This is a genomic window from Mycobacterium riyadhense (genome assembly GCF_963853645.1).
Lineage (GTDB): Bacteria > Actinomycetota > Actinomycetes > Mycobacteriales > Mycobacteriaceae > Mycobacterium > Mycobacterium riyadhense.
In genome coordinates this window covers 5,320,326-5,346,984 of the sequence record NZ_OY970456.1, presented here as the reverse complement: position 1 = coordinate 5,346,984, position 26,659 = coordinate 5,320,326, and the positions used below count along the sequence as shown (strand labels likewise).

At 66.3% G+C, this 26,659-nt stretch carries 24 protein-coding genes; 20 read left to right on the top strand and 4 right to left on the bottom strand.

What is annotated here, in order from left to right:
- Window positions 1-51 precede the first annotated feature (51 nt).
- The 3 genes from AADZ78_RS23545 (at window position 52) to AADZ78_RS23535 (ending at window position 4,556) form a co-directional block, all read left to right on the top strand.
- Window positions 52-2,637, top strand: coding sequence for a PE family protein (locus AADZ78_RS23545; protein WP_264033248.1), 2,586 nt, complete (start codon window positions 52-54; stop codon window positions 2,635-2,637).
- A gap of 80 nt (window positions 2,638-2,717) precedes the next feature.
- On the top strand, window positions 2,718-3,881 hold the full coding sequence (locus AADZ78_RS23540) for an AAA family ATPase (protein ID WP_085250585.1): 1,164 nt from the start codon (window positions 2,718-2,720) through the stop codon (window positions 3,879-3,881).
- Between the two features lie 24 nt (window positions 3,882-3,905).
- Window positions 3,906-4,556: a sensor domain-containing protein gene (locus AADZ78_RS23535; protein WP_169726301.1), complete on the top strand. Its 651-nt coding sequence runs from the start codon at window positions 3,906-3,908 to the stop codon at window positions 4,554-4,556.
- A 70-nt stretch (window positions 4,557-4,626) separates the two neighbouring features.
- Here AADZ78_RS23535 and AADZ78_RS23530 read toward each other — a convergent pair whose 3' ends face one another.
- Window positions 4,627-6,339 carry a CocE/NonD family hydrolase gene (locus AADZ78_RS23530; protein WP_085250586.1) on the bottom strand — a complete coding sequence of 571 codons (1,713 nt, stop codon included), beginning with the start codon at window positions 6,337-6,339 and terminating at the stop codon, window positions 4,627-4,629.
- Window positions 6,340-6,390: 51 nt separating this feature from the next.
- Between AADZ78_RS23530 and AADZ78_RS23525 the strand changes: the two genes are divergently transcribed.
- From AADZ78_RS23525 to AADZ78_RS23515, 3 genes are all read left to right on the top strand, one after another.
- Window positions 6,391-7,002, top strand: a complete 612-nt coding sequence (locus AADZ78_RS23525; protein WP_085250705.1) for a TetR family transcriptional regulator — start codon at window positions 6,391-6,393, stop codon at window positions 7,000-7,002.
- Between the two features lie 41 nt (window positions 7,003-7,043).
- Window positions 7,044-7,808, top strand: coding sequence for a M15 family metallopeptidase (locus AADZ78_RS23520; protein WP_139828719.1), 765 nt, complete (start codon window positions 7,044-7,046; stop codon window positions 7,806-7,808).
- Window positions 7,809-7,936: 128 nt separating this feature from the next.
- Complete coding sequence (locus tag AADZ78_RS23515; RefSeq protein WP_085250706.1) at window positions 7,937-8,893, top strand: TIGR03564 family F420-dependent LLM class oxidoreductase; 957 nt, start codon at window positions 7,937-7,939, stop codon at window positions 8,891-8,893.
- 3 nt (window positions 8,894-8,896) lie between these two features.
- Here AADZ78_RS23515 and AADZ78_RS23510 read toward each other — a convergent pair whose 3' ends face one another.
- Together AADZ78_RS23510 and AADZ78_RS23505 are read right to left on the bottom strand one after the other, a co-directional pair.
- Window positions 8,897-9,211 (bottom strand): DUF4286 family protein, encoded by a 315-nt coding sequence (locus tag AADZ78_RS23510; RefSeq protein ID WP_085250588.1) that lies wholly within the window; start codon window positions 9,209-9,211, stop codon window positions 8,897-8,899.
- Between the two features lie 30 nt (window positions 9,212-9,241).
- A complete protein-coding gene (locus tag AADZ78_RS23505; RefSeq protein ID WP_085250707.1) occupies window positions 9,242-9,523 on the bottom strand; it encodes a 2Fe-2S iron-sulfur cluster-binding protein in 282 nt (93 codons plus the stop codon).
- A 106-nt stretch (window positions 9,524-9,629) separates the two neighbouring features.
- Here AADZ78_RS23505 and AADZ78_RS23500 point away from each other — a divergent pair, with 106 nt between their 5' ends.
- The 5 genes from AADZ78_RS23500 (at window position 9,630) to AADZ78_RS23480 (ending at window position 14,921) form a co-directional block, all read left to right on the top strand.
- The gene (locus AADZ78_RS23500; protein ID WP_085250589.1) at window positions 9,630-11,042 is read left to right on the top strand and encodes a class I adenylate-forming enzyme family protein; all 1,413 of its coding nucleotides are present in this window, start codon (window positions 9,630-9,632) and stop codon (window positions 11,040-11,042) included.
- Window positions 11,020-11,925, top strand: a complete 906-nt coding sequence (locus AADZ78_RS23495) for an acyl-CoA dehydrogenase family protein (RefSeq protein ID WP_085250590.1) — start codon at window positions 11,020-11,022, stop codon at window positions 11,923-11,925. Before AADZ78_RS23500 ends, AADZ78_RS23495 begins: the two co-directional genes overlap by 23 nt.
- The gene (locus tag AADZ78_RS23490; protein WP_085250591.1) at window positions 11,912-13,000 is read left to right on the top strand and encodes an acyl-CoA dehydrogenase family protein; all 1,089 of its coding nucleotides are present in this window, start codon (window positions 11,912-11,914) and stop codon (window positions 12,998-13,000) included. Before AADZ78_RS23495 ends, AADZ78_RS23490 begins: the two co-directional genes overlap by 14 nt.
- A 1-nt stretch (window position 13,001) precedes the next feature.
- The gene (locus AADZ78_RS23485) at window positions 13,002-13,796 is read left to right on the top strand and encodes an enoyl-CoA hydratase/isomerase family protein (RefSeq protein ID WP_085250592.1); all 795 of its coding nucleotides are present in this window, start codon (window positions 13,002-13,004) and stop codon (window positions 13,794-13,796) included.
- Between the two features lie 102 nt (window positions 13,797-13,898).
- Window positions 13,899-14,921: a hypothetical protein gene (locus AADZ78_RS23480; RefSeq protein WP_204800579.1), complete on the top strand. Its 1,023-nt coding sequence runs from the start codon at window positions 13,899-13,901 to the stop codon at window positions 14,919-14,921.
- A gap of 85 nt (window positions 14,922-15,006) precedes the next feature.
- Here AADZ78_RS23480 and AADZ78_RS23475 read toward each other — a convergent pair whose 3' ends face one another.
- A complete protein-coding gene (locus AADZ78_RS23475) occupies window positions 15,007-15,879 on the bottom strand; it encodes a proline iminopeptidase-family hydrolase (protein WP_239656685.1) in 873 nt (290 codons plus the stop codon).
- A gap of 177 nt (window positions 15,880-16,056) precedes the next feature.
- On the opposite strand from AADZ78_RS23475, the gene AADZ78_RS23470 reads away from it, so the two are divergent.
- The 9 genes from AADZ78_RS23470 (at window position 16,057) to AADZ78_RS23430 (ending at window position 26,639) form a co-directional block, all read left to right on the top strand.
- Window positions 16,057-17,196 carry a thiolase family protein gene (locus AADZ78_RS23470; RefSeq protein ID WP_085250595.1) on the top strand — a complete coding sequence of 380 codons (1,140 nt, stop codon included), beginning with the start codon at window positions 16,057-16,059 and terminating at the stop codon, window positions 17,194-17,196.
- Between the two features lie 124 nt (window positions 17,197-17,320).
- Window positions 17,321-17,620 carry a PE family protein gene (locus tag AADZ78_RS23465; protein ID WP_085250596.1) on the top strand — a complete coding sequence of 100 codons (300 nt, stop codon included), beginning with the start codon at window positions 17,321-17,323 and terminating at the stop codon, window positions 17,618-17,620.
- A gap of 15 nt (window positions 17,621-17,635) precedes the next feature.
- Window positions 17,636-18,760, top strand: coding sequence for a PPE family protein (locus AADZ78_RS23460; RefSeq protein WP_085250597.1), 1,125 nt, complete (start codon window positions 17,636-17,638; stop codon window positions 18,758-18,760).
- Window positions 18,761-18,870: 110 nt separating this feature from the next.
- Window positions 18,871-20,178, top strand: coding sequence for an MFS transporter (locus AADZ78_RS23455; RefSeq protein ID WP_372510520.1), 1,308 nt, complete (start codon window positions 18,871-18,873; stop codon window positions 20,176-20,178).
- The gene (locus tag AADZ78_RS23450) at window positions 20,175-21,731 is read left to right on the top strand and encodes a glycosyltransferase family 2 protein (protein ID WP_085250598.1); all 1,557 of its coding nucleotides are present in this window, start codon (window positions 20,175-20,177) and stop codon (window positions 21,729-21,731) included. Before AADZ78_RS23455 ends, AADZ78_RS23450 begins: the two co-directional genes overlap by 4 nt.
- Window positions 21,732-21,870: 139 nt before the next feature.
- Window positions 21,871-23,133: an MFS transporter gene (locus tag AADZ78_RS23445; RefSeq protein ID WP_420847880.1), complete on the top strand. Its 1,263-nt coding sequence runs from the start codon at window positions 21,871-21,873 to the stop codon at window positions 23,131-23,133.
- 10 nt (window positions 23,134-23,143) lie between these two features.
- Window positions 23,144-24,109: a thiamine pyrophosphate-dependent dehydrogenase E1 component subunit alpha gene (locus tag AADZ78_RS23440; RefSeq protein ID WP_085250599.1), complete on the top strand. Its 966-nt coding sequence runs from the start codon at window positions 23,144-23,146 to the stop codon at window positions 24,107-24,109.
- Window positions 24,110-24,224: 115 nt separating this feature from the next.
- A complete protein-coding gene (locus tag AADZ78_RS23435; protein ID WP_085250600.1) occupies window positions 24,225-25,442 on the top strand; it encodes a sensor histidine kinase in 1,218 nt (405 codons plus the stop codon).
- A gap of 216 nt (window positions 25,443-25,658) precedes the next feature.
- Window positions 25,659-26,639: a thiamine pyrophosphate-dependent dehydrogenase E1 component subunit alpha gene (locus tag AADZ78_RS23430; RefSeq protein ID WP_085250601.1), complete on the top strand. Its 981-nt coding sequence runs from the start codon at window positions 25,659-25,661 to the stop codon at window positions 26,637-26,639.
- The last annotated feature ends 20 nt before the right edge of the window (window positions 26,640-26,659 follow it).

Genomic DNA, 26,659 nt, shown 5'->3' with positions numbered 1-26,659 from the left:
TGGCGATCGGATAGTCCCGCGGTCGCGGCGGCCTGTCCGAGGAGGTCTGGGATGTCTTTTGTTTTCGCGGTGCCAGACATGTTGGGGGCGGCGGCCACGGATTTGGCCAGGCTGGGTTCGACGCTGAGTGCGGCCAATGCGGCCGCGGAAGCGCAGACGACGGCGTTATTGGCCGCGGGCGAGGATGAGGTGTCGGCGGCGCTTGCGGCCCTGTTTTCCGCCCACGGTCAGGGTTATCAGGTCCTTAGCGTGCAGGCGGCGGGATTCCATGACCAGTTTGTCCGGGCCTTGACCGCAGGTGCGGGGGCCTATGCCAGTGCCGATGCCGCGAACGCCTCGCCGTTGGCGGGCTTGGTTGAGGCGCTCAACGCGCAGTCGCAAGTGCTGACCGGGCGTCCGGTGATCGGCAACGGGGCCAATGGGGCGCCGGGGACGGGGCAGGACGGCGCGCCGGGCGGGTGGTTGCTCGGTGATGGTGGGGCTGGCGGCTCGGGAGCGCCCGGGCAGAACGGCGGTAGTGGTGGGGCTGCCGGGTTGTTGGGAACCGGGGGCACGGGCGGTGCCGGCGGCGGCATCTCGACTGGCCCCGGTGGGACCGGGGGGACGGGCGGTGCTGGTGGCTGGTTATGGGGTAACGGCGGGGTCGGTGGCCGTGGTGGTATCGGCGGGACGTCGGCCAGCGCTGGCGCCGGGGGGACCGGTGGGGCCGGCGGGCTGTTCGGGGCTGGCGGAGCCGGCGGCGCGGGCGGCGACGGCCTCGTCTTTAGCGGCACCGGTGGGGCCGGCGGGGCTGGCGGCACCGGAGGGTTGCTGAGCGGGCTGGTCGGCGCGGGCGGCGGTAACGGGGGGATCGGCGGACCCGGCATAGTCGGCGGTGACGGCGGGGCCGGCGGCAACGCTGGCCTGCTGGCCGGCCCCGGCGGTGCCGGTGGTGCCGGTGGGGCCGGCGTCGGCGGCAACGGGGGTGCTGGTGCGATCGGCGGCAACGCCGGCCTCCTGTTCGGCAACGGCGGCGCCGGCGGCGCCGGCGGATCCAGCAATGGTGAATTTAGCTTGAGCCGCGCCGGCGGGGCTGGTGGGCACGGCGGCAACGCCGGACTGCTGGCTTCTAGCGGCGGTGCCGGCGGGGCCGGCGGATCCAGCGTGCTTGGTGTCGGTGGGGTGGGCGGTGCCGGCGGCGACGCGAGCCTGCTGGGGTCCGGTGGGGCCGGCGGGGCCGGCGGCACCGGCCTTATCGGCGAGGCTGGCGGGTTGGGTGGCCAGGCAGGGCAGCTGATTGGCAATGGTGGCGTTGGCGGCGCCGGCGGTGTGGGCGTCCTTAGCAGTGGTCCCGGCGGGTCTGGCGGCGATGCCGTGCTAATCGGCAACGGCGGCAACGCCGGCGTCGGCGGGATCGACCCCAGCATGCCTATCGGGGGTACCAGTGGGCTGCTGTTGGGCCTGGACGGATTCAACGCTCCGGCCAGCTCGTCACCTTGGCACACTCTGCAGCAACAGGCGCTCAACGCGATCAACGAGCCCGTCCAGGCGGCTACCGGCCGCCCGCTAATCGGCAATGGCGCGCCTGGGTCATCCGGCACCGGACAAGACGGGGCGCCTGGCGGCTGGTTGCTGGGTGATGGGGGGGCTGGAGGCTCGGGTGCGCCCGGCCAGCAGGGCGGCCATGGTGGGGCTGCTGGGTTGTTGGGCGCCGGCGGCGCCGGCGGCAGTGCCGGCGCAGCCAGTGGTAACGCGGAGGCCGGCGGGACCGGGGGAGCCGGCGGGTGGCTATTGGGCGACGGCGGCGCCGGTGGTATCGGCGGGTACGCAGGTGGCAGCAGCGGTGCCGGCGGAACCGGCGGTATCGGCGGGGCTGGCGGTTTGTTCGGAGCCGGCGGTCCCGGCGGGCCCGGCGGCGTGGGCAGTAATGGTCTCGGCGGCGACGGCGGGATGGGTGGAGCCGGTGGTCTGCTCGGCGGTTTGGTCGGAGCCGGCGGCGGTGACGGCGGGGGCGGCGGCTTGGGCCTGGACGGCGGCGGCGACGGCGGGGCCGGCGGCAATGCGGGCCTGTTGTTCGGTAACGGCGGGTCCGGCGGGGCAGGTGGTTCGTTCGGCGGGTTCCTCGGCTTCCTCGACCCCGGCGGCGGTGACGGCGGGGCCGGCGGCAATGGCGGCCTGCTGTTCGGCAACGGCGGGTCCGGTGGGGTCGGCGGGTACGGCGGGTTCGGCGCGTTCGGCGGGTCGGGCGGGGCCGGCGGCAATGGCGGCCTGCTGATCGCCAACGGCGGTAACGGCGGGGCCGGCGGCACCGACGCACTCGATGTTGGAACTCCGGGAGGAGCCGGCGGCAATGCCGGCCTGCTGTTCGGCAACGGCGGGATCGGGGGGGACGGCGGCCCCGGCACAACCGTTGGAGGTCCGGGCGGTGCCGGCGGCAAGGCTGGACGGCTGCTGGGCAATGGCGGTGCCGGCGGCATGGGCGGCGACGGCTTTTTCGGAGGGCCCGGCGGTGTCGGCGGGGCGGGCGGCAACGCCGTGCTGATCGGCAACGGCGGCAACGGCGGCAACGGCGGGACCGGCGGATCACTGGGCGGCCGGGGCACCGGCGGCAGTGGGGGAGAATGGTTGGGGCTCAACGGAATCGACGGCTTGCCCTAACCGCTGCGCCGCCCCGACCCGAAACACCGACCGCGGAATGTCCTTTTGCAGGTAGGCGGGCCCTGGAATAGCGTGGTCGCGTGTTGGCGACGGTCGCGGTGGAGAACTACCGCTCGCTGCGCCAGCTCGTCGTTCCGTTGGGGCAGCTCAATGCCGTTACCGGTCCCAACGGCAGCGGCAAATCCAACCTCTATCGAGCGTTGCGTCTGCTCGCCGACTCGGCTCGCAACGGAGCGGTGGCGGCGCTAGCCCGCGAGGGTGGGTTGAGCTCAACGATGTGGGCCGGGCCTGCGGTGATCGGCAAGTCGGTGCGGCAGGGGCGTCATCAGGTTCAAGGAACGGTGCGCACCGGCCCGGCCAGCTTGCGGCTTGGCTTTGCCGGAGACGATTTCGGCTATGCGATGGACTTTGGGCTTCCCGTTACAACGAACACCGCGTTCGGGCTCGATCCTGAGGTCAAGGTGGAGGCGCTGTGGGTCGGGCCAGTGTGGCGCAAAGCCGCGGTGATAGCGGAGCGCGGTGGCCCCACTGCGCGGGTGCGGGACGGCGACGGTAACTGGCATGTGATCGCCGACGTGCTGCGGCCGTTTGATTCCATGCTCAGTGAGCTGGCAGATCCGGTACGCGCACCGGAGCTGATCCAGATGCGCGAGCGCACCCGTTATTGGCGCTTCTACGATCATTTGCGCACCGACGCCGACGCGCCCGCCCGGCAGATCCGAATCGGCACGCGTACACCGGTGCTGGGCCACGACGGCGCTGATTTGGCCGCTGCCATACAAACGATTCGCGAGATTGGCGACGATGTCGCGCTCAGCGAAGCCATTGACCGTGCGTTCGAGGGCTGCCGAATCGAAATCCGGAACATGGATACTCGTTTCGAACTGGTTTTGCACCAGCCCGGAATGCTGCGCCCCTTAGCCGCGGCCGAGCTCTCCGACGGCACGCTGCGCTATCTGCTTTGGACCGCGGCCCTGCTGACACCGCGCCCACCACAGTTGCTCGTGCTCAATGAACCCGAGACCAGCTTGCATCCCGAGCTGTTGCCGGCGTTGGCCTCGCTGGTCGCCACGGCCGCCAACCGCAGCCAGATCATCGTCGTCACCCACTCCGAGTCCCTGGTCGCAGCCCTGCAAGCGGCCGCCGACGTGCACACCGTGCGCTTGACAAAAGAGCTTGGTGAGACTCGGATCGCGGGCCAGAACCTCCTTGACCAGCCGTCGTGGCATTGGCCACCAAGATGAGCACGCGCCCCTAAGATATTGACCATGGCGTCGACGATGAAGCCAAACGCCGGCAGATTTGCGGTCATTGCATGCTGCGCATTGGTCACGATCACGGCGTGCTCGCATAGCGGCACGTCGGCCCAGCCGAGTTCCCCACCCGTGTCACGTGCCGATGCATTGATCGTCAGTGTCGAAGATGTACGGCGCATCGCCAACTTTGAGGAGCTCACCGCACATTCACACGCGGACTTACGTCAGCCACCACAAGGAGACCTGAACGCTCCGGGACCCTGTCGGGCGGCGGGAACCAGCGATGTCACCTTCGGCAGCGGTTGGTCAGAGTTCCGCAGCGCCGGGTACCACGGCATCACCGACGATCTCAAGCCAGGCGGGCCCGCCATGATCCAATCCGTGAGTCAGGCCGTCGCCGTGTACCCCGACTCGCATACCGCGCGCGGTGCGCTGCATCAGCTGGAGTCGTCCCTGCAAGCGTGCATTGACTTGCACGACGCCGACTACGACTTCGCGTTGGACAAGCCGGATCCGTCCACCCTGCGGATCACCGCCGAAGCTTGGAGCCATGTGTATCGGGAGAAATCGTCGGTGTTGATATCCGTCGGTGTGGTGGGTCTGGAGCCAGCGGAGCGGATCGCAACCGCCATCCTTCAGACGACCACGGACCGCCTCGGCTAGTACTCCTCATCCAAATCGACTCTGGCGGAGCCAATTTCGATCAACCGCAAGGGTGATGGCGCCCGCGATATCAGTCCAGCACCGGAATCAGTAGCCGCGAGGATGAGCGGACGGTGTTCAGGCTGCTGGTCCCCACGCTGGCATGACGGAACTTCATTATCGCTGGCGCCGACGCGTGCTGGTCATCGCTGGTGAGCACCAATCGAATGCGGTGGCCGCTCTTGAACCGTCGAGCGTTGGGAACCAACGGGATTCGGTAGAAGACATCTTCGCCCAACGGCACTGCCAGCGCATTGCGGCACGGCAACACCGGTGCGCCGGGGCGGCTGGCCGCCTCGTCGACCTCGCGCATGCTGGCACGCAACCAGCCCGCGGTCACGTCAGTGGTCCGCCCGTCCGGCGCCACGTCCTGCAGCGTCGCCATCCATGCGGTGTCAATCGCGGTCGCCGATGCGACCAGCCGCAGCTCACTCTCGCCCACGACATCCAGATCCTCGCTCAGCGCCGCGCTGGTCCAGGTCAGCACTGACGGCGGATCGATCGGGCTGGGCTTAACGCGGCCTAAACCCGATCCCAGCACCATGAATTCGCGAGCGCCCGGCTTACCCTCGTCGGCCTCCAACAATCCGTCGGCCCGCAGGGCGAGTTCGCGGTGCGGAGCGGCCGAGGGCGGCCACGAGTCCGCAGTGCGCCACTCGTCGGCGCCGGGCAGGAAGTAGCGGATCGGCGGGCCGTCGGTGATCCCGGTGTCGCGGCCCTTGAGCCAATGGTCATACCAGGCCAGGGCCTCGGTGTGCAGGCTCTCCCAGGGCCAGGTCAGGCCGAACTTGCCGAGCAGGCTCATTCGCACAGATGCGTTGTCCGACAGCTCTTTCCACGTGTAGAACGTCGACGGCAAGTGTAGTGGCACGTTCTCCCAGTCGCATCCGAGGTACACCGGAATATCGATTTCTTTCAGCAGTGGCAACAGATTTCGCTCGTCCCACCATTCGTCGCGGGTTGGATGCTTGACCACCGATTCCAGCCACAACTCGTCCCATGGGTGTGGGTCGTGCGGCAGCCTGATGAGTTGGCGCAGCATGGTCACCGCCGCTTCCCCGTTGGCCGTCGCGAATTTCTTATGCAGCCGTGGGCTGTTCAGCACGCGGCGGGCCACACCGACGGGCTTGCTGCGCCACAGCTTGTCGCTGCGCTCGGAGGTCAGCCCGATCATCGCGAGGAAGGGTGTGACGAACGACGAGCTCAACAGGCCGTGGTGGTTGGCGGCCTCATACGCGTCCGCCGTCACGGCAAGAGGGAAGATCGCCTTGAGGTGGGGCGGGCGTTCGACCGCCGCGGCGAGTTGGGTCATCGCGAAGTAGCTGATGCCGATCATGCCGACGTTGCCGTCGCACCAGGGTTGGGCGGCGACCCACTCAACGAGGTCGTACATGTCCCGGCGTTCCTGCGCGTCGAAGAAGCCGAAGGTGCCGCCGGATCCGCAGGTGCCGCGCACGTTGGCGATGACGTGCACATATCCACGCGACACCCAGAAGTCCGTCGCGCCGGCCTCGATGAATCCGGCCGGGGCGCCGAGATCCTGCATCTGCCTGGGGTAGGGCGAGGCGGCGATCAGCGCGGGGAAGCGGCCGTCCGAATCGGGGCGGTGGACGTCGGCCAACAGGTTGGTGCCGTCGCGCATGGTGACCGTGGCATTGATGTCGCTGCGCTTCGCGTAGCGCGGTTCGCTGAGGTTGCGGTATTGCCGACCGGTGGTCTGCGGACCATTGAGTGTCGTGTGCATAGTTTCACGGTATGTTGAAACTAGTTTCAACGCAAGATGAAATTGCACGGTATGGTGGCGTCTGTGGCGAGACGATCGATCACCCCGGGTCCACGCGACGAACGCGGCGTGTTGGCGGCGCGCATCCTGGCCGCGGCGCGCGAGGAATTCGCCGAACACGGCTGGGCCGGAACGGCAATCCGCGCCGTCGCCCGCGCCGCCGACGTTGACCCCGCGCTCATTTATCACTACTTCGGCTCTAAGGAAGGCCTGCTCGACGCGGCGACCGCGCCGCCACAGCAGTTTCTCGACTCGGTCGTCAAGACGTGGGCGACGCCCAAGGCCGATCTGGGCAGGCAACTGATCCGCAATGTGCTGGACATCTGGACGGATGAGGAAGTCGGTCCGGCCCTGCGGGCGGTGGTGCTGACCGCCGCACATGAAACCAAGACCCGCGAAAAGCTCCGGCTGCTCGTCGAGCGCAGCTTGATTGGCGAGTCGACCCTCGGTGACGACGAGGATGAACGGCTGCGTCGCAGCGGTTTGATCTCCAGTCAGCTGATCGGGTTCGCGCTGTTGCGGTACGTCTGGAAGATCGAACCGATTGCGTCGATGCCCGATGACGCGGTGGTGGCGGCGATGGCGCCCAACCTGCAGCGTTACGTCGACGGCGACATCAGCTGACCGAGCGCCGGCGCCGGCTAGATGACCGGGACAATAAGCACATGCGTCGAAGGGTGCGGTTAGCACTGCTCGCGGCCGCTGCCGGAATGGTCGCGGCTGCCGTTGCCGGCTGCCAAGTCGACCGCACGGGTTCGCCGGTCGCGGGGACGGTCACCCTGCGCCCTGCCGGTACCACCGCCCCGTCGACTCCCGGCGTGCCGCCGGTCAGTGACGCGGCGCGCGCGGCCGGGTTCGTCGATGTTCGGAGTGTTGTTGCCGACGCGGTGATCGACCTGCGCTATGCAACCACCAACAATTTCACCCATACGCGGTTGTATCCCGCCGACGCCAGGTGTCTCGTGCACGAATCGATGGCGCGCGGCCTGGCGGCGGCTGCGTCGGCGTTGCGCGCGCACGGACAGTTGCTGGTCTTCTGGGATTGCTACCGCCCGCACGACGTTCAGGTTCGGATGTTCAACGTGGTCCCCGACCCGGTATGGGTGGCACGCCCGGGCCAATATGCGACCAGTCATGAGGCGGGCCGTTCGGTTGATGTGACGTTTACCAGCCCACAGCAGCCGTGCCCGTCGGAGCGCCGCGCGGCCGGGTTCTGTCTGGCCGATATGGGCACCGACTTCGACGACTTTTCCTCGCGGGCAAAGGCTTTCGCAACCCAGGACGTCAGTGCCGAAGCACAGGCGAACCGGGCCCGGTTGCGCGATGCCATGAAGTATGGCGGTTTGACCGTCTACCCCAGTGAGTGGTGGCATTTCGACGGTCCGGGCGCCGGGGTAAGCCGCCCAATTCTCAACGTGCCGGTCAACTAAGCGCCATGAACGACGCCGACTTAGACGTGCGTCGAGGCCCGCACAACTAGCGGTATTGGCATTCTCTTTTTTTGCAAGTACGTTATTCACGTATGGATAATGCAGATCCGGTAGTTCGTGGAGGAGCCGTGCGCATCGGAGTGATGGTCGGACCCGAACGCGGGGATTCCGCGCGCAAGGTCACCCGGATGCTGGCCGACATTGACTGGGCCGAAAGTGCCGGCCTCGACAGCGCGTGGATCCCGCAGATCCCCAATGACTTCGACGCGCTGCTGGCGGTGGCCTTGATGGGGATGCGTACCAGCCGGATCGAACTGGGCACCGCGGTTGTGCCGCTGCAAGCGCAGCACCCAATTGCGTTGGCCCGTCAGGCGTTATCGGCGCATGCCGCCACGGGTGGTCGACTGGTGCTGGGGGTGGGACCCTCGCACCACTGGATCGTGGACGACATGCTCGGCCTTCCCTACGAGCGGCCCGCCGCGTTCACCCGGGATTACCTTGAGGTGCTGCACGCCGCGTTCGCCAACCCCGGGCCGGTGGACGTGGCGAACGCCACCTTCCGGGTGCATAACCCGCTCGACCTGGCGCCGGTGGCACCGCTGCCGGTGTTGGTAGCCGCGCTCGGACCGGTGATGCTGACGCTGGCCGGTGAGCGCGCTGACGGCACCGTGTTGTGGATGGCCGACGAACGCGCGGTGGCCGAGCACGTCGTCCCGAGGATCACCAAGGCCGCAGACAATGCCGGCCGACCGGCGCCTCGGATCGTCGCGGGCATTCCCGTATGCCTATGCAGCGCAGGAGAAGTCGAGGCAGCCCGCGAGCGCGCCAACCGGGTCCTCGGAGAGGCCGAGGTTTCGCCGAACTATCAGCGGTTGCTCGGCTACGGCGACGCCCACGACGTCGGCGATATCTGCGCGGCCGGAGACGAGGAGGCGATCCTGGCCAGGTTCCGGCGCTTCGCGGACGCGGGCGTGACCGATCTATCGGTGCGGCTGTTGCCCATCGGCGAGAACCGGGACGAACTCGTCGCCTCCAAGCGTCGCACCCGCGAGATGATCGCTGCACTCGCGAGACAGGTGCGCTGAGCGCTAGGGGTGGTATTCGCTCGTCACCTCGAGCAGGCGCATGACCGGCGGCGGATCGAATTGCAGAGCATCGGACATATGTAGGTTCCGCGCATTGTCGAGCATGTTCTGTAGCACGGTCTGCAGATCGTCGGCCTCGATTTCGTAGAGAGCGACGTAGGGCCCGTCGCCGTCGACGGGTCGCAGCCGGCGCGCCGAGACGAAGCCGTCGAGCGCCACGAGTTCGGGTATGTGGACCTCGTCGTACCAGGTGTTGTATTCCTGGTCGCGATCTGGCGAACTGGGTCGACTCTCGACGTGAATGATCCCTTTAGCCATGGCCGCTTCTTCCTTGTGGTCGCTTGTGACTTATTCGTAGCGCACGGTGATCGACGCCGTTTCGGGTATGCCCTGGCAGGTCAGAATGTAACCTTCGGCCACTTCGTCGTCGTCGAGAGCGTCGTTGGCTCGCATGGTTGCGCTGCCCTCGGTGATCCTGGCCATGCAGGTCGCGCAGTTGCCGGCCTCGCAATTGAAGGGCGGGTCGAGCCCGGCCCGGCGGGCGCTTTCCAGCAGCGTCTCGCCGGGCACCAGCGGAACGCACACCTTCTTGCGCTCCAGGTAGATCGTCACCGTGCCAGGCTCCGTCATGACCACCCTCTTGTACAGGCTTTACACTTGCGTTCTTCACTATAGAGAATACTATTCTCACAAGACGATAGGATCTTCTCGCGACCGCACGAAAGGGAAGCGCGACGTGACCGAGCCGGGCGCGCTCGTGTACGAGGAACGCCAATTCAGCCTGCCTGACCTCGGCGCACTGGCCGGCGGGCTTGCCGCGGTGCTGACCAAGCTGGGTGTCAGCGCCGGCGGTCGGGTCGCGGTCATGGCGTCCAACCGGCCCGAATTCGTCGCGGCGCTGAGTGCGATCTGGCAACTGGGTGCGTCAGCCGTGCTTATCGGCACCGCCTGGAAGCGCGACGAGGTCGAGCATGCGCTGGCGGTGACCAATCCGGAGCACGCAGTCGGTGACCATCCGGTGCTGGCTGGTCTGATGCCGATGCTGCATTTGGATGAACCGATCCGTGCGGCAGATCCGGTGCGCGGCCTGCCGGCGCCCGAGCATGACGCGCTGCTGGTGTTCAGCTCCGGCACTACCGGCCTGCCCAAAGCCGTTCGCCACACCCACGCTTCGTTGGACGCGGCAATCCGACACTGGCGCAATGCATTGCAGCTGACGCGCCGCGACCGCATCCAGGTTGCCACGCCACCAGCACACATCCTCGGCTTGCTCAACATCCTCACGGCGCTGCGCACCGGAGCCAGGGTGCGGCTGCATCCGCGATTCGATATCGACGCGATGCTGCGCCACATCGAAAACGACCGCATCACAATCGAAATGGCGGTCGCCCCGATAGCGCTGGCCATCGCCTCGCACCCGAAGCTGGAGTCCTACGACCTGTCGTCGCTGCGGTTCATCATGTGGGGCGCCACGCCGGTCACGGCCAGCATCGCCGAGACCGTGACCCGGCGCACCGGCATCGGGTGGGTCCCCGCGTATGGCACCACGGAATTGCCCGTGATCGCCTGCAATCCGCTCGACGGGGTGCGGCTCGACGCCGTCGGGCGCCCGGTGCCGGGTGTGCAGCTGCGGGTCGTGTCGCTGGACACCGGCGAGCCGGTCGGGCCAGGGGAGGCGGGTGAGATTCAGGCACGGTCGAATTCGTTGATGGCCGGCTACCTGCCGGCCGCGGCGACCGCCGACGTGTTCTGTGACGGCTGGTACCGGACCGGGGACGTGGGCTGGCTCGACGCCGACGGTTGGTTGCGGATCACCGACCGCTGCAAAGAGATGATCAAAGTGCGCGGGTTTCAGGTCGCGCCTGCCGAGATCGAGACGGTGCTGCACGGTCATCCGGCGGTCAAAGACTGCGCGGTATTCGGTGTTCCCGACGGTGTCAATGGGGAGGCGGTCGTTGCCGCGGTCGCGACCCACACCCCGGGCAACCCCGCCGTCGCCGCCGAGCTCGCCGCCCGGGTGGACGCGAAGCTAGCTGGCTATAAGCGACTGAGCCAGGTCGTATTCGTGCCCGACGTTCCTCGCCTGCCGTCGGGAAAGGTGCTGCGCCGAGAGCTGAAGGAGTGCTATGGATGTACGCCTGACGGCTGAACAGCACCAGCTACGGGACGCCGCCGCCAAGCTTGCCGATGATCTCGGGCCCGCGGCGGTGCAAGATCTGGCTGACGAGAAGCGAATCGCGCGTCTGGACAAGCAGATTCATACGACGAGCTGGCGGTCGTTGCGTTCCGACGGAGCGTCCGGCGTCGAAGTAGCTATTGTCGCAGAGGAATTCGGGCGCAGGCTGGTCGATGCGCCGTTCCTCGGGCCGATCCTGGCCGACGACCTGGCTCGCCACCTCGACGCCGACGTCGGCGACGTCACCATCGCGGTCGGCGAAATCGCCATCGATGCCCGTGGATACCGGCGGGCATTGTTGTTGTCGGGGACGACGGTTCTGACGGCCGAGCTGGACGGCATCCCCGCCGGCGCGGATCTGACCAGAACCAGCACGCGCATTGCGGGATCGCCGGTGGCTCTGGGCGAGGTGACGGCCGAAGCCGCCGGACGGTGGCAGGCGCTGGCTCTGGTGGGCACGTCGGCGGACCTGGTCGGAGATGCGCGCGGTGCGCACGCGGTCGCCTGCGACTACGCGAAAGTGCGTGAACAGTACGGTAAACAGATCGGTTCATATCAAGCCATCGCCCACTTGTTGGCCGAAAGCCTTGCGCTGATTGAAGGCTCGGTGAGCGTGCTACGGCATGCCGCCTGGGCGGTTGACGAACTCGAACCGGCGCAAGCCATCCGGGCCGCTCAGATCGCGAAGGTCTACTGCGCGCGCGCTACCCGGACCGTCTGCGAGACCGCGGTGCAGGTGCACGGCGGGATTGGCAATACCTGGGACTGCCTGGTGCATGTGTACCTGCGCCGGGCGCTGACCTCGACCGAGCTGTGGCCGGCAAGGTGGGAGGAGATCGACCTTGGACTTTCGTGACTCGCCGCAAGAGGCCGCCTTCCGGGAACGCCTTCGATCCTGGCTTTCGTTGCACGCCAAGGAGTTTTCCGGCTCTGGTGACGAGTACTGGACCCGTCAGGCCGACTGGCATCGGGCCCTCTACCGAGAGGGCTTCTTCGGGTTGTCGTGGCCCCGCGAGTACGGCGGCCAGGCGCTGCCTGCGGTGTACGACGTCGTCGTCGACGAAGAGCTGGCGCGCGCCGGCGCCCCGCCGCGCCCCAGCGTCGGCTACCTGGTCTACGGAATCGGCAGGCACGGCAGCGACGCACTTCGGCGACGCTTCCTGCCCGGCATCATCGATGGCACCGAGCGGTGGTGCCAGGGATTCAGTGAACCCGGCGCAGGTTCGGATCTGGCGTCGCTGACCACCACCGCCACCCGCGAGGGCGACAACTATGTGGTGCGCGGGCACAAGATCTGGACCAGCTACTCGGATGTGGCCGATTGGTGTCTACTGCTGGCTCGCACCGACCCGTCAGCCAAACGACACCGCGGCCTATCGGCGTTCGTCATCGCCATGAAACAGCCTGGCGTGCAACAACGTCCGCTGCAAATGATGAATGGCGTCAGCAACGAATTCGGACAGGTGTTTTTCGACGGTGCGACGGTCCCGGCCGACCGGATGGTCGGCGCCCCTGGCGACGGCTGGGCAGTGGCCATGACCGTCGTCGGCCACGAGCGTGAGCCGTCCACACTGGGCTACGCGGCCAGATACAACAAGCTCGTCCGAACTCTGTTGGCGCGCCACGACGGTCAGGTAACCGAAGAGCTCGCATGGGCAGCCATCCAGGCCGAAATGCTGACCCACCACGTCCGGCGCCGCCTGTCCGAACAGCTCGACGGAGTTTCGCACGGCCCCGAAGGATCGCTGGACAAGCTGCTGATGACCTGGGTCGAACAGTCCGTGGGACATGCCGCCTTGGCCGTCGGCGGCACCGGCGACCCAGACCTGTTCAACGCCTACCTGTATAGCCGCGCCCAGAGCGTGATGGGCGGTACCTCGCAGATACAGAAGAACATCATCGCTTCACGAATCTTGGGACTGGGAGTCTGACGTGTACGACCTGCCGACCGAAATCGACGTGCGCGCCGATGGCGCGCTGCGGATCATCACGCTGAACCGTCCGGATGCCCTGAACGCGGTCAACGACAATCTGCACGTCGGCCTCGCGCAGCTGTGGCCCCGATTGAGCGACGACCGCACGGCCCGCGCGGCGGTACTCACCGGCGCCGGCAAGACGTTTTCAGCCGGCGGCGACTTCTCGTACCTCGCCGAACTGGCCCAAGACGCCGATCTGCGGGCCAAAACCATCGCGCACGGACGCGACATCGTGCTCGGCATGGCGCGCTGCCGAATTCCGGTGGTGGCGGCCGTCAATGGCCCGGCCGTCGGGCTTGGCTGCAGCCTGGTCGCGCTGAGCGACATCGTCTACATGGCCAAGGACGCCTTCCTCGCCGACCCCCATGTGCAAGTCGGGTTGGTGGCCGCCGACGGCGGACCGCTGACGTGGCCGCTGCATATCAGTCTGATGCTGGCCAAGGAGTACGCCCTGACCGGAACCAAGATTCGCGCCGAACGGGCCGTCGAGCTCGGCTTGGCCAACCACGTTGCCGACGACCCGGTCGCCGAAGCGCTGGCCTGTGCGAAACGCATCATGGAGCTGCCCCAGCAAGCGGTCGAAAGTACCAAGCGGGTGCTCAACATTCACTTGGAGCGCGCCGTGCTGGCCAGTCTGGACTACGCGCTTTCGGCCGAGCACCAGTCGTTTACCACCGAGGACTTCCAGACGATCGTCGCCAAGCTGGCGGCCGGCGAGAACTCCACTGGTAGCTCCACTACGAGGCCATGAGCACCCGTCGCCGATCCATCGGGTCGGCGAGGCGGCGGTAGGGTGGGACGGCGTCAACTGCGGCACCACCGGCGAGGACGGTGGATCCTTCTGGAGGCGGCCTTGTTCGAGGATGTGGACGAGAATGTGACTACCGCAGTGCTTGCCGCGATGACATCGGTGATCGAGTCGCTGGGTGGCAAGTCGGGGCGCACCTGCGGGCAACAGCTCGTCGATGCGACGGCGGCGGTCCTGTTCGGTTGGCCGATCGGTCCGGGAGATGGCGGGGTCGACGGCTTGGCCGCGGTCGCGCCGGATCAGCTGGCGGCAATCATCGGCGGGCGCCGCGACGTTGCGGATATCAGCGCGGAACTCATCGCTGTCGCGGCACTCGCAGACGGGCAGCTGGATGCGGAGCGGGTGTTGGCGGCATTGACCTACGCATCCCACTTGGGCGTCGAGGCGTCCTGGGTTGCCGATCTGGGTGACATCGTTGAGGGGCGCCTCGACGAGGCGATGCAGGACATGGTCGTGCGCAATGCAGCAACCTTTCCCGGTCTGGCGGAACCAGGGGACGAGCCCCGGATGCAGCCTTACGACGGGCAGAGCGACGCCGACAAACGCTTGTACGCGCGCTACCAGGAGCTTGAGGGATATCCGCCGGGCAGCTTCGGGCGGGCGCTCTGGGTGCACTTTCGTCAGCATGGATTCCGCTTCCCGGGCCAGCAGGGCGCATTCCACGAGGCATTCGCGATCCCGCACGATTCGCTGCACGTGCTCTCAGGCTATGACACCTCGATGCAGGGTGAGTTGCTCGTCAGCACCTACACCGGGCGCATGCACGCCCAGGATGCCTTCACCGCTCACCTGCTCCCGGTCATTTTGCAATGGCACATCGGGCGGGAAGTGAACGGGATCGGCGCACAGCATGGTGCATTGGACCCGTGGAAGTTTCTCGTGGCCTGGCGGCGCGGAGAGCAGACCACCATCGACGTTCTGGACCCGGGGTGGCACTTCTTCGACGTGGCGCGAGAGCCGCTGATCGAGCTCCGGAGCCGCTATGGCATCCCCGAACTCCCCGATCGATACCGGCCCACCGGACCTGAGGTCAATTTCACCTCGGAGGCAGATCCTACGGTGTGCTGACCGGGTAGCCTGCTATCGGCTCAGGGGTCGACACGCAGCGGTGGGCGGCAGGCTCGAGCCGGCCGAAACACACGATCAAACATCATCAAACGCCATCGTGAAGCCGCAAAAAGCCGCGCATCACGTGATCGAACCGGTCGGGCTCTTCGATGAACGGCAGGTGAGCGCTCGATTCGAAGAGCTCAAACCGCGAGCCGGCGATTCGCTTATGCATTTCCCACATATGGTCGGGGGAGAATTCGTCGAATCTGGCGGCAAGCAGCAGTGTCGGTGTCGTGATCTCGGCCAAACGGTCGACCACGTCCCACTCTCGGATTGTGCCGACGATGCGAAATACGCTGGGCCCAAACATTGTTGCGAAGATGTCGGTACCCGAATTCCTAAATGCGTCTTCGAGTTCGTCGGGCCACGGGCGACTGCGGCATAGATGCGTGTCGTTCCAGGTCCGGATCGCGGCTTGGTACTCGGCGGAAGAGGTTGTGCCCGCAGTTTCGTGATCGTCGATGGCGGATTGAGTGGTCGTGTCCAAGCCAGACTTCAACGCGGTTACGTATTCGGCAAACTGGGGTATCGACGCGGCGCTGTTCGAGACGGTCAGGCTGGTGACGCCCGCCGGCGAGTCGAGCACGTACTGTTGGGCCAGCATCCCACCCCATGAGTTGCCAAAGATGTGGAAGCGGGTCAGGCGAAGGGCCTGCACCACGGTCTGCATCTCGGCCACCGAGCGTTGCATTGTCCAGAGGTCGGTGTCGGTAGGGCGTTCGGAATTCCCGCAGCCCAGCTGATCCCAGTAAATGACATCGCGGTCGTCGGCTAGGCGTTGCAGCGAGCCCAGGTAGTTGTGGGGTAGACCCGGCCCGCCGTGTACGACCAGCAGGGGAGGGCCTGGGCCGCCGCCAACCCGCTTGAACCAGACAGTTCCGCCTGGGACCGCGATCGTCCCCGTCGCGTGCGCCACAGCAGGAGTGTAGGGGGCACCAGTGTTGCCGAGCAGACGCAAAAGCGCCCTGGAACGCTCGTTCCAGGGCGCTTTTGCGTCTGCTCGCGCGGAAGGGCGACCCTCCTTGCAACTCGTACTCTCAAACTGAGAGAATAAGATTCTCATGATTGCGTACCGCCGGAGTGGAGAAGACCTGTGCCTGAAGCCGTGATCGTGTCCGCCTTGCGCACTCCCATCGGGACGGCCGGGAAAGGAACCCTGCGCGACACCACCGCTTTTGACCTGGCCCACCACGTGGTCAGCGAAGCCGCGGCGGAACTGGATCCAACACAGATAGACGACGTGATCCTCGGCGAGGGTCTCTACGGCGGTGGCGTGATCGCGCGCCATGCGGCTATTACCGCTGGCCTCACCCAGGTACCGGGATTAGCCAACAATCGGCACTGTGCGGCTGGCCAGGCGGCGGTGCAGAGTGCGGCGGCCAGCGTGCGAGCGGGCATGGACCAACTGGTCATTGCCGGCGGTGTGAACTCGGCATCTACGTCGCCGCGGTCCCGGTTGCCGGTGGACGGCGATTGGGTCGACTGGTTCCCGCCGACCCACCCCAACCAGCCGGATGCGCCCAACCTGGACATGTCCATCACCGTCGGCTGGAACGCCGCGGTCAAAGCCGGCATCAGTCGTGAGGAGATGGACGCATGGGCGCTGCGGTCGCACCGCAACGCGATCGCCGCCATCGACGAGGGTCGCTTCAAAGAGGAAATCGTGCCCATCGAGACACCGCACGGGCTCTTCTCGGTCGACGAACATCCGCGCCGCGACACCAGCATGGAGAAGTTGGCCGCACTCAAGCCGCTGCACCCGGAGATCGAGGGCTTTTCTATCACCGCGGGCAACGCTTGCGGAGCCAACGACGGCGCCGCGGCATTGACCATCGCCAGCGACCGGCTGGGCTTGCCCGCGCTGGGCAGAGTGGTGTCCTGGGCCTCGGTTGGCGTCGACCCCGCGGCGACCGGGCTGGCTCCGGTCGAGGCAATCCCGAAGGCGCTTGCGCGCGCTCAGCTATCGATTTCCGACGTGGATCTGTTCGAAATCAACGAGGCTTTCGCGTCGATGTGCGTGGCCACCGTGAAGATACTCGAGCTGGATCCGGACCGGGTCAATGTCAGCGGCAGCGGCTGCTCACTGGGCCATCCCGTGGCCGCGACCGGGGCTCGGATGCTGGTGACGCTGGTGCACGAACTGCGTCGGCGCGGCGGCGGGGTGGGGGTCGCAGCGATGTGTGCGGGTGGCGGCATGGGTTCGGCGACGGTCATCGAGGTCCCGGCACCCTGACCGGAGGTCATCGCCCCAGGTGGCGGACACAAACCTCCCTCGATCGGTGGACAGTGTGAATCATCCCTGACGGTGACCGCTCGGCCGACAGACATCATCGTGTCTTGGCGGCACTGTTGTGGCTATGTCATTCGTGACCAACCAACCGGAAATGCTGATCGCCGCGGCGGGCAACCTGCAGACGATCGGCAGCGCGATGAACGCGAGCAACGCGGCCGCGGTGGCTCCGATCACCAGCGTCGTTCCGGCTGCCGCAGACGAAGTGTCGGCCCTGACGGCTGCACAGTTCGCCGCTCACGGTGCCCTTTACCAGGCGGTCAGCCAGCAGGCCGCAGCGATTCACGAAATGTTCGTGACCACCCTGCAGACCAGTGGTGGTTCCTACGCGGCGACCGAGGCGGCAAACGCGATCGCAGCCCGCTGAGAGGGATCGGCGGCGATGGTATACGGGGCGTTACCCCCGGAGATCAACTCGGGGCGAATGTACGCCGGCCCGGGAGCCGGATCGATGCTAGCCGCGGCTGCCGCCTGGGATGGTCTGGCCATCGACTTGACCTCCACTGCGATCGCCGTCGACTCGGCGATCACCGGGTTGATCGGCGGTCCGTGGTTAGGTGCCACCGCGATCACGATGGCGGCCGCTGCCGCGCCCTATGTGACATGGCTGAACGCGACCGCAGCCCAAGCCGAGCAGGCTGCCAGCCAGGCCAAAGCGGCGGCCGCGGCCCACGAGGCGGCCCACGCGATGACGGTGCACCCGGCGTTGGTCGCGGCCAACCGCACGCAGCTGATGACCCTGATCGCCACCAATATCCTTGGCCAAAACACGCCGGCCATCGCGGCCACCGAGGCCCAATACGGGGAGATGTGGGCCCAGGACGCGGCCGCGATGTACGGCTATGTCGCCGGCTCGGCCGCCGCTACCAGGTTGATGCCCTTCACCCAACCGCCGCAGCCGGTCAACCCGGCGGGACCGGCCAGCCAGGCCGCCGCCGTCGCCCAGGCCACCGGCTACGCCGTGGCGACCAACATCACCACACTGTTGTCCGAGCTGACCTCGGCCGCGTTGGGTGACGGTGGGTCAGTGCTCCCTGGCTGGATCCAGGATCTGGACACGGTGATGAGCATCTTCGGCACTCCATTCTTTGTCTGCACCTCGTCGGCCGGATTGATGATGTCGGCGATGTCGACGATCAAGGGTCTGTTCCCGGCGGCGGCTGCGATCGGCAGCGAGATCGCGACCTCACTGGGCTCGGCTGCGACGGGAGCGCTGAGTTCGGTAGGCCTGACCGGTGCGGTGTCAGCCGGTTTGGGTGAGGCGTCAACGGTCGGGTTGCTGTCGGTGCCGCCGGCCTGGGCCGCATCCGCCCCGACGCTGAGCCATGCAGCGGTGGCGGCGTTACCGGCTGCCGTTACGAATGCCGCCCCTTCGCTTGGATCGGCTGCTCCGGGCCTGTTGGGCGGGATGCCGCTATCGAGTGCGGCTGGCCGTGCCGATGCGGCTGCCAACGCCGCGCAAGATGGCATCACGCCGCTGCGGGTGCTGCCGGACTTGGTCGGCTAGCCTCCTCGAATAGCAGCCGGAAGTGTCCCCCGATCAGCGGACGAACATCCGCCGCCATTCGGGCCGATCGGTGGAGTTACCGAAATGTAATCGTCCCTAACGTTCCGGTTGTGACGACAACGACGGCCACCCCGGACTGTGACGTCGACGTCCCGGCAGCCCCTGCGAACAAGATCACCGCGAGCTATCCGCCGGTGATTTGGTTGCTGGTCGGCGGCAGCATGGTGGTGCGCGCGGCGGGATTTGCGTATCCGTTCATGGCCTACCACGTGGCTGAGCACGGGCTCGGCGCGGGAGCCGTCGGCGCGGTTTTGGCCGCGTTTGGCGTCGGCTGGGCCATCGGCCAGCTGGTCTGCGGGTGGTTGGTGGACCGGGTTGGGGCCCGAGTGACGCTGGTGTCCACCATGCTGATCGCGGCTGCGGTCCTCATGCTGATGGCCGGGGCCCGCACCATGCCCGCATTACTGCTCGGTGCCTTGGTGACTGGCGTGGTCTATGACGCGGTGCGCCCGGTGTTGGGCGCCGCGATCGTGCAGCACATTCCGGATCCCCGACAGCGAGCGACAATCGACGGCTGGCGTTTCGGCTGGATCGTCGGTGTCGGACGCGCCATCACTGGCGGAGTGGGTGGTCTGCTTGTCGGCTGGTCGGGCGTGCCGCTGCTGTTTTGGATCAACGGTGTCGTCTGCGCGATCTTCGCGGTGGTGGCGGCCTACTGCGTCCCGGCCCGGACAAACCCTGTGAACCTGCACGCTCGGGCGGTGCGAAGGATCAAAGACGTCAGCTACCGGAAGGCATTTACAGACCGACGGCTGGTGTTGGTGTTCCTGTCAGGCCTGGCAACACTGACGGTGATCAGGGGGTTGTACGCGACCGTGCCGATGTTGATGGCCGATCGAGGGCTGGATGCCAGCCAATTCGGTGGAGCGCAGTTGGCCAGTGCCCTGACGGGTCTCGTCCTCACCCCGGCCCTGACGCCGTGGCTTAGCAAGATCGTCGGCCGCGCTAACCCGAGGCTCGACATTCTGGCCATTGCCAGCGTGTGGTCGGCCCTGTGCATGGGGGCCGCCGCGCTCGCTCGCACGACGCCCGGTTTCATCGTGGCCACGGCCTTGTGCACGCCGGGCGAGATTGCCTGTTTGGTGATTGCCGCGGGAGTCGTCCACCAGATTTCGCCCGCCGGCAGCGGGGGCCGGTACCACGGAATCTGGTCGATGGCGCTGGCCATTGCGTCAGTGATCGCTCCAATTGTGGCTTCCTACAGTCTGACCCATGGCGGTCACCTCTTGGTCGCGGTTGTCACGGTGGTGATTGGCTTGATCGGAGCAGCCTTGTGCCTGCCGTTGGCGCGCGCGCTAGGGAGTACCGCTCAAAGTCCATTCCAACTACTACAAGCGGAGCGGAGTCAATCATCTTGAACGTTGACCACATTCGACGCAAGACGGCCGGACGGTTGCCGACCGACTCGGATGCGAAGGTCGAGCTGGCTGATCTGCATTCGCTACCGGTTCGGTTGCAAGACAACGTCTTCGCCCAATCGGAAGGCAACGTCGCGCACGCGATCGTCCACGACTTCGCCGACAGAAATCCAAAGATGGCTGCCCGGAACGGGATTCGGACGTGGCAGAAGCGTGCCGCCCAGGCTCTGGCGGCGGCCTGCGTCATCGCGGCGGTGTTGGCGCCGTCGGTGCTGTTACTCGTCTTGTTGGCGATCACAACGGGAATCGTGCTGGTGTCGTTTGTCGTCGCGATGGCAGGTATGCAACATCGCAACGGTCGCGGGCGGGCAGCGGCCCCGGAATTGGCGGACGAGGCACTGCCCACCTACACGGTGCTGGTCCCGGCCTACCGCGAGGAAGAGGTTATCGGCGATCTGGTCCGCTGCCTGGCCAAGCTGAACTATCCGGCGGATCGGCTTGAAGTGCTTTTCCTCGTCGAGCGCACCGACGTCGACACCCGGGCTGCCATCGCTGCTGCGAAGCCACCGGCATACATGCGTATAGTGCCGGTGCCGCCCGGACCGCCGCGCACCAAACCGCGGTCGTGCAACGCCGGATTGCTGGTCGCCAAGGGCGAATTGCTGGTGATCTTCGACGCCGAGGACCGACCGGAGCCCGATCAGCTCAGGAAGGCCGCCGCGGTATTCGCCACAAATTCCGGCCGGCTGGCTTGCGTTCAAGCGGTATTGCAAACCAGCAACGTGCGGACCAATCTTCTCGCGCACTGCTTCGGCGTGGAGTACGCACGACGTTTCCGGATGACGGTGCCGGGGCTGGCCGCGCTCGGCGCGCCATTCCCACTCGGCGGAACCAGCAACCACTTCCGCACGCGGGTACTGCGCGAAGTGGGCGGTTGGGATGCCTGGAACGTCTCCGAGGATGCGGATCTGGGAATGCGCCTGCACGCATTGGGCTATCGATCAGACGTGGTCGACTCCGTCACCTACGGGGATGCGCCGGACCGGCTGCGTGACTGGATCTCACAGCGCACCCGGTGGCACAAGGGATTTCTGCTGACCGCGCTTGTCCACACCCGGAACCCATTCGAGACGATTCGTCGATTCGGTCCCCACGGGCTATTTAGTCTCATCGTCTTCGTGCTCGGTATGCCGGCCCAATTCCTAGCTCAGACAATAATTTTCGGCCTAAGCATAGCCGACACGCTCGGCTACACCGGTCTGATCGGCGTGGAAGTCGATCCCATTGCGATAACGGGTGTCCAGCTGGTAAGCACGTTGACTTGGCTGTTCGCCACATATCTGGCATACGCCGAGCGACGCCGGAGCCATCTGCGCGCCGTCGCCGCTCTTCCGCTGTACTGGGTGGCCCACTGGGTCGCGGCATGGCGTGCTCTCTACCAACTGGTCACCGCGCCATTCCTGTGGGAGAAGACAGCGCATCGTGGCCCCGCCGCGGCCGTGCCAGCAATCGAGGCCGAGCGATTCCGCGTGACGCCCTATCAGGCGGCCTAAGTCGGCGATCATGATGAGTCGAAGCCAACGACGCACGCTCGACGCGTCGGCGTCCCCCGATCGGGGGACGGCTCGTTCGTCATGTTTGGCGACCGATCGGCGGTACTCGGCGCGGGCCAACGTCTCTAGCTTGAGTTTTGTGTCCAACGTGGCGGCCATCACAGTCATGGATCGGGTGCCCAGCAACGATCCCGCGGTGACGCCTGCCGAGTCGGTCCGGGTTGGCTATCCGGCGGTGATCCGGCTGCTGCTGGGCGGGTACCTGCTGGTGCGTTCGGCGGGGTTCGCCTATCCGTTCCTGGCTTACCACGTGGCGCAACGGGGCCACGCCGCAGGAGCCGTCGGCCTGGTCTTGGCGGTCTATGGATTGGGTTGGGCAGCAGGACAACTGCTGAGCGGGTGGCTGATCGACCGGTTCGGGGCACGGACGACGCTCATGTCAACCATGTCGGTGGCGGCCGTGGTGTTGGTGCTGATGGCTGGGGCGCACACCGTACCGGCCTTACTGGTGGCGGCCATGGTTGCCGGCCTGGTGTCCGACGCACCACGTCCGGTTCTGGGTGCGGCCATCGCGGAGATGGTTCCTGATCCGCGGCAGCGCGCAAAGCTCGACAGCTGGCGCTACGGATGGAGCCTGAATCTCGGCGCCGCCATCGCCGGTGGGGTCGGCGGCTTGATCGCGGGCTGGGTGGGCACTCCGGTGCTGTATTGGATCAACGGCATCGCGTGTGCGACCTTCGCGATGGTGGCGGCTCGCTGGATGCCTGCCCAGGTGCACAACACGACCAGGAAAGCCGGTTATCGGCAAGCATTCTCAGACAGCCGGCTGCTCCTGATGTGCATGTCAAGCGTGGCAACGCTGACGGCGGTGATGGGATTTTTCGCGGCTGTGCCGATGCTGATGCGCGATTGCGGGCTCGGCGCCGGCGCCTACGGCTGGGTGCAGATGAGCAATGCACTGGCGGTTATCGCACTCACCCCGTTGCTCACGCCATGGCTGAGCAGACGGTTAGCTCTTGGTCCCGGGCTGGATATCCTGGCCGGGGCGGGTGTGTGGGTGACGTTGTGCATGGCGGCCGCTGGGCTGGTGCACACCACCGCCGGTTTCAGTGCGGCTGTGGCCGTTGGTGCGCCCGGCGAGATCGCCTGGTTTGTGGTCGGCGCGGGTCTGGTGCATCGGATTACTCCGCGCGCCAATGGCGGTGTTTACCAAGGAATCTGGTCGATGACCACTGCGATTTCTTCGGTGATCGCGCCGCTGCTGACTTGCTGGAGCCTGGGGCATGGGGGGCGCGCCATGGTGGCTGTCGGCACGGTGGCCGTTGGTCTGCTGGGCGCGGCGCTGTGCTCGCCACTGGCACGTGTTCTGGCCTATACCAACGAGTTTCCTGCCGAGAGTTAGGAGCCGACGAATGACTTGCGCAAGTGTGCGGTCGGCTGTGTCGCTGCTTGATCACCTGGAGTTGTATCGCCGAATGTGGGTACTGCGCCTGCTTGACATGGCGTTGGAACAATTGCGCGGCGAAGGCCTGATCAGCCGACAGATGCAAACCGCGTTCGGCCAGGAGGCAGTGGCTATTGGTGCCACCGCAGGGCTGAACGAGGGTGACGTTGCCATCACCACCCATCGTCCGCACGCCCAGCACGTCGGTCGTGGTAATCAACTTGGCCCGTTGATCGCGGAAATGATGGGTCGCACCGGTGGCATGGACGGGCTTCCGTCGCCCCCACGCGTCGTGGAGCAATCGCCGTTGTTGGCGATCGGGTATGGCTACACGCAGTGGCTGGACGATAACGGCCGGGTCACGTTATGTGTCGCCGGAGATGGCGATGTGGACTCCGCCGCGTTCAACGATGCCGCCAACGTGGCAGTGGTGTGGCAACTTCCGGTAGTGATTCTCGTCGAGAACATCCGAGATGCGTTGAGCGTGCGATCGGGCAGCCATGCCCGAGATGCCCAGCTATACCGCAAGGCGGCAGGCTACGGGATGCCGGGGGTGTCGGTCGACGGCAACGATGTCCAAGCGGTCCGCGAAACTGTTGCCATAGCGGTGGACCGAGCCCGCACTGGCGGAGGCCCCACGTTAGTCCAAGCCATCACCTACCGGACGACCGATTTCTCGGGATCCGATCGTGGCGGCTATCGCGACCTTTCCGGGTCCGAGCAGTTCCTCGATCCATTGATCTTCACCCGAAGGCGGCTGATTGCCGCCGGCGCCACCCGTCGTCGGCTCGACGAGGTGGAGCGAACGGCGCGCCGCCTGGTGGCTGACGCAGTGGCGTACGCCAAGGCCAGGCCGCAGGCCGACCGCAATGACCTTGGTGGACTCAGCCGAACACCAGGCGAGCCGGATGGCCAGGCGGAGACCCGGTTCTAAAGCCGGACACGGTGGCCGCGGGCAGGTTCGTACCCCACCCCGGGGCGTCTCGAGCGGTCGTACCCTGGCCGGCCGCGGCGCGCCCGGCGGAAGACGCCATGAGTACGGTGTTCCCGTGGTGATCGCCAGCGACGTGGACCTAGATCGGGTGCGCAAGATTCACCAGTTGCGCTCCTATCGGATCGTTGCGGTGCTGCGCATCGGTGTTGTGGCGTTCATCGTGGGTGCGATGCTGGTCAGCTCACCGCGATACGAGTGGCCCAGCCAAATCGCTTTGGTCGCCTTCTACTCGTTCGCTGCGCTGGCTGCCCTGGTATTGGCATTTGCGCCGTTTCGTCTGATCGGGATGAGCCGTTGGATCGAGGTGGGCCGGTTGGAGCCATTCGTTTTCACCATCATCGACGTGGTGGTGCTGACGGGGTTTCAGTTGCTGTCCCGCGATGGGATCTATCCGTTGCTGATCATGACCCTGTTGCCGGTGCTGGTTGGCCTTGATGTGTCGTCGCGACGAGCGGCCGTGGTGCTGACCGTCACCGTCATTGGGTTCACTATCGCCGGGGTTCAGGACCGCCTGGTGGTGCGCGCGATTGGCTGGCCGGATACAGCCTTACTTTTTGGGCTCTATGCGTTCCTGTGCTGCATAGCGATGGTGGTGGTCCGCATCGAGGAGCGGCGTGTCCGATCCGTCGCGGACCTGAGCGCTATGCGAGAGGCGTTGCTTGCCCAAACGATGACGGCAACGGAGTTGCTGCAGCGCCGGATTTCGGAGGCCATTCACGACGGACCGCTGCAAGACGTGTTGCTCGCCCGCCAGGAGCTGGTCGAGTTGGATACCGCAGCCCCCGGCGATGAGCGAGTGGAACGCGCGTTGGTGGCCCTGCAGAGTGCGTCGGACCGGCTGCGACAGGCGACATTCGAGCTGCATCCGGCGGTTCTCGAGCAGGTTGGATTGGGCGCTGCGGTACAACAGCTGGCCGCATTTGGCGCGCAGCAGTCGGGCATCGACATCAATACCGATATCGATTACCCAATCCGCAGTGCGATCGACAACATCATGTTCGGTGTGGTGCGCGAGTTGCTGTCCAATGTGGTGCATCATTCGCAGGCCAAACATGCGTCCGTCACTCTCGGGATCGCCAATGGGAACTGCGTTTTGGATGTGGCCGACGACGGTGTGGGCATCGCCGGTGACATCATGGCGCGCCGATTGGGTGAGGGGCACATCGGCCTGGCATCGCAGCGGGCACGTGTCGACGCCGCCGGCGGAGCGTTCGTATTTCTGGATCCGCCCGCGGGCACCCATGTGTTGGTGGAATTGCCACTGAAGCGCTGAGCCTTCGGTGCATGCCGGCAAATCGTCGACCCTTTTCGTGTCCCCCAATCAGGGGTAGGGCCGTCCCCCCAATTTCGGACCGATCAGAGGTGGTTTGGCCAGCTAAACGTCCCTACTGTACGGCTCATTACCACAACGGCGATGATCGCTATCACGCGTCGGATGTCGGCCAACGCCCCACCGGTGCGTCGTCCTTGACGAGTCAGGAGCTGCGCAATGACATGTGCCAGTGCGGCGTCGGTAACAGTGGTGCCCGATCGGATGGAACTGTATCGCCGCATGTGGGTGTTGCGCCTGCTCGATGTGGCTCTGGAAGAGTTGCGTGTTGAGGGCTTGATCAAGGGACCCATGCACGTCGGGTTCGGTCAAGAGGCGGCGGGCATCGGGGCCACCGCGGCGTTGCGCAGGGGCGATGTCACCACCGCAACCCATCGCCCGCACGCCCAATACGTCGGTCTTGGGCTACCGCTGGGCCCGACCATCGCGGAGATGATGGGCCGAGCCGATGGCCAGTGCGGCGGCCGGGGTGGCCACATGCTCATCACCGATCCGGAGTACGGGCTGCTCGCCCCCTCGGGCATTGTCGGCCATTCACTGCTGCTTGCGGTCGGACACGCCTATTCGCAGTTGCTGGCCGAGGACGGCCGCGTCACGCTGTGTGTCACCGGGGATGGCGCGGTGAACTCGGGTGCCTTCAACGAGGCCGCGAACATGGCCGCGCTATGGCAGTTGCCGGTGGTGATCTTTGTGGAGAACAACCGGTATGCGCTCAGCGTGCGCCTGGACCAACACGTGCGAGAAACCCAGTTGTATCGACGCGCTTCTGGTTATGGGATGCCGGGCGTACAGGTCGACGGCAACGACGTCGAAGCGGTTCGGGACTGTGTCGGCGAAGCGGTGCAGCGAGCGCGCGCCGGAGGCGGGCCTACTTTGGTCGAAGCCGTCACCTACCGCAACGCGGTGTTCTCCGGCGCTGATCGGGGAGGGTACCGCGAGCCCGCCGAGGCTGACGAGTGGCCGGATCCCTTGGTAGTGACCCAACGACGCTTGATCGCTGCCGGCGTCCCCGCCGAGCAGGTGGATGAAGTCGAGCGGGAGGCACGGCGGCTGGTGGCGGAGGCGGTCGCCTTCGCCAAGGCCAGTCCGTGGCCGGATGCGGCGGAACTGGTTGAAACCGCACGCAAATGGGACGGATGAAGGAGTTCGTGACGTGAATC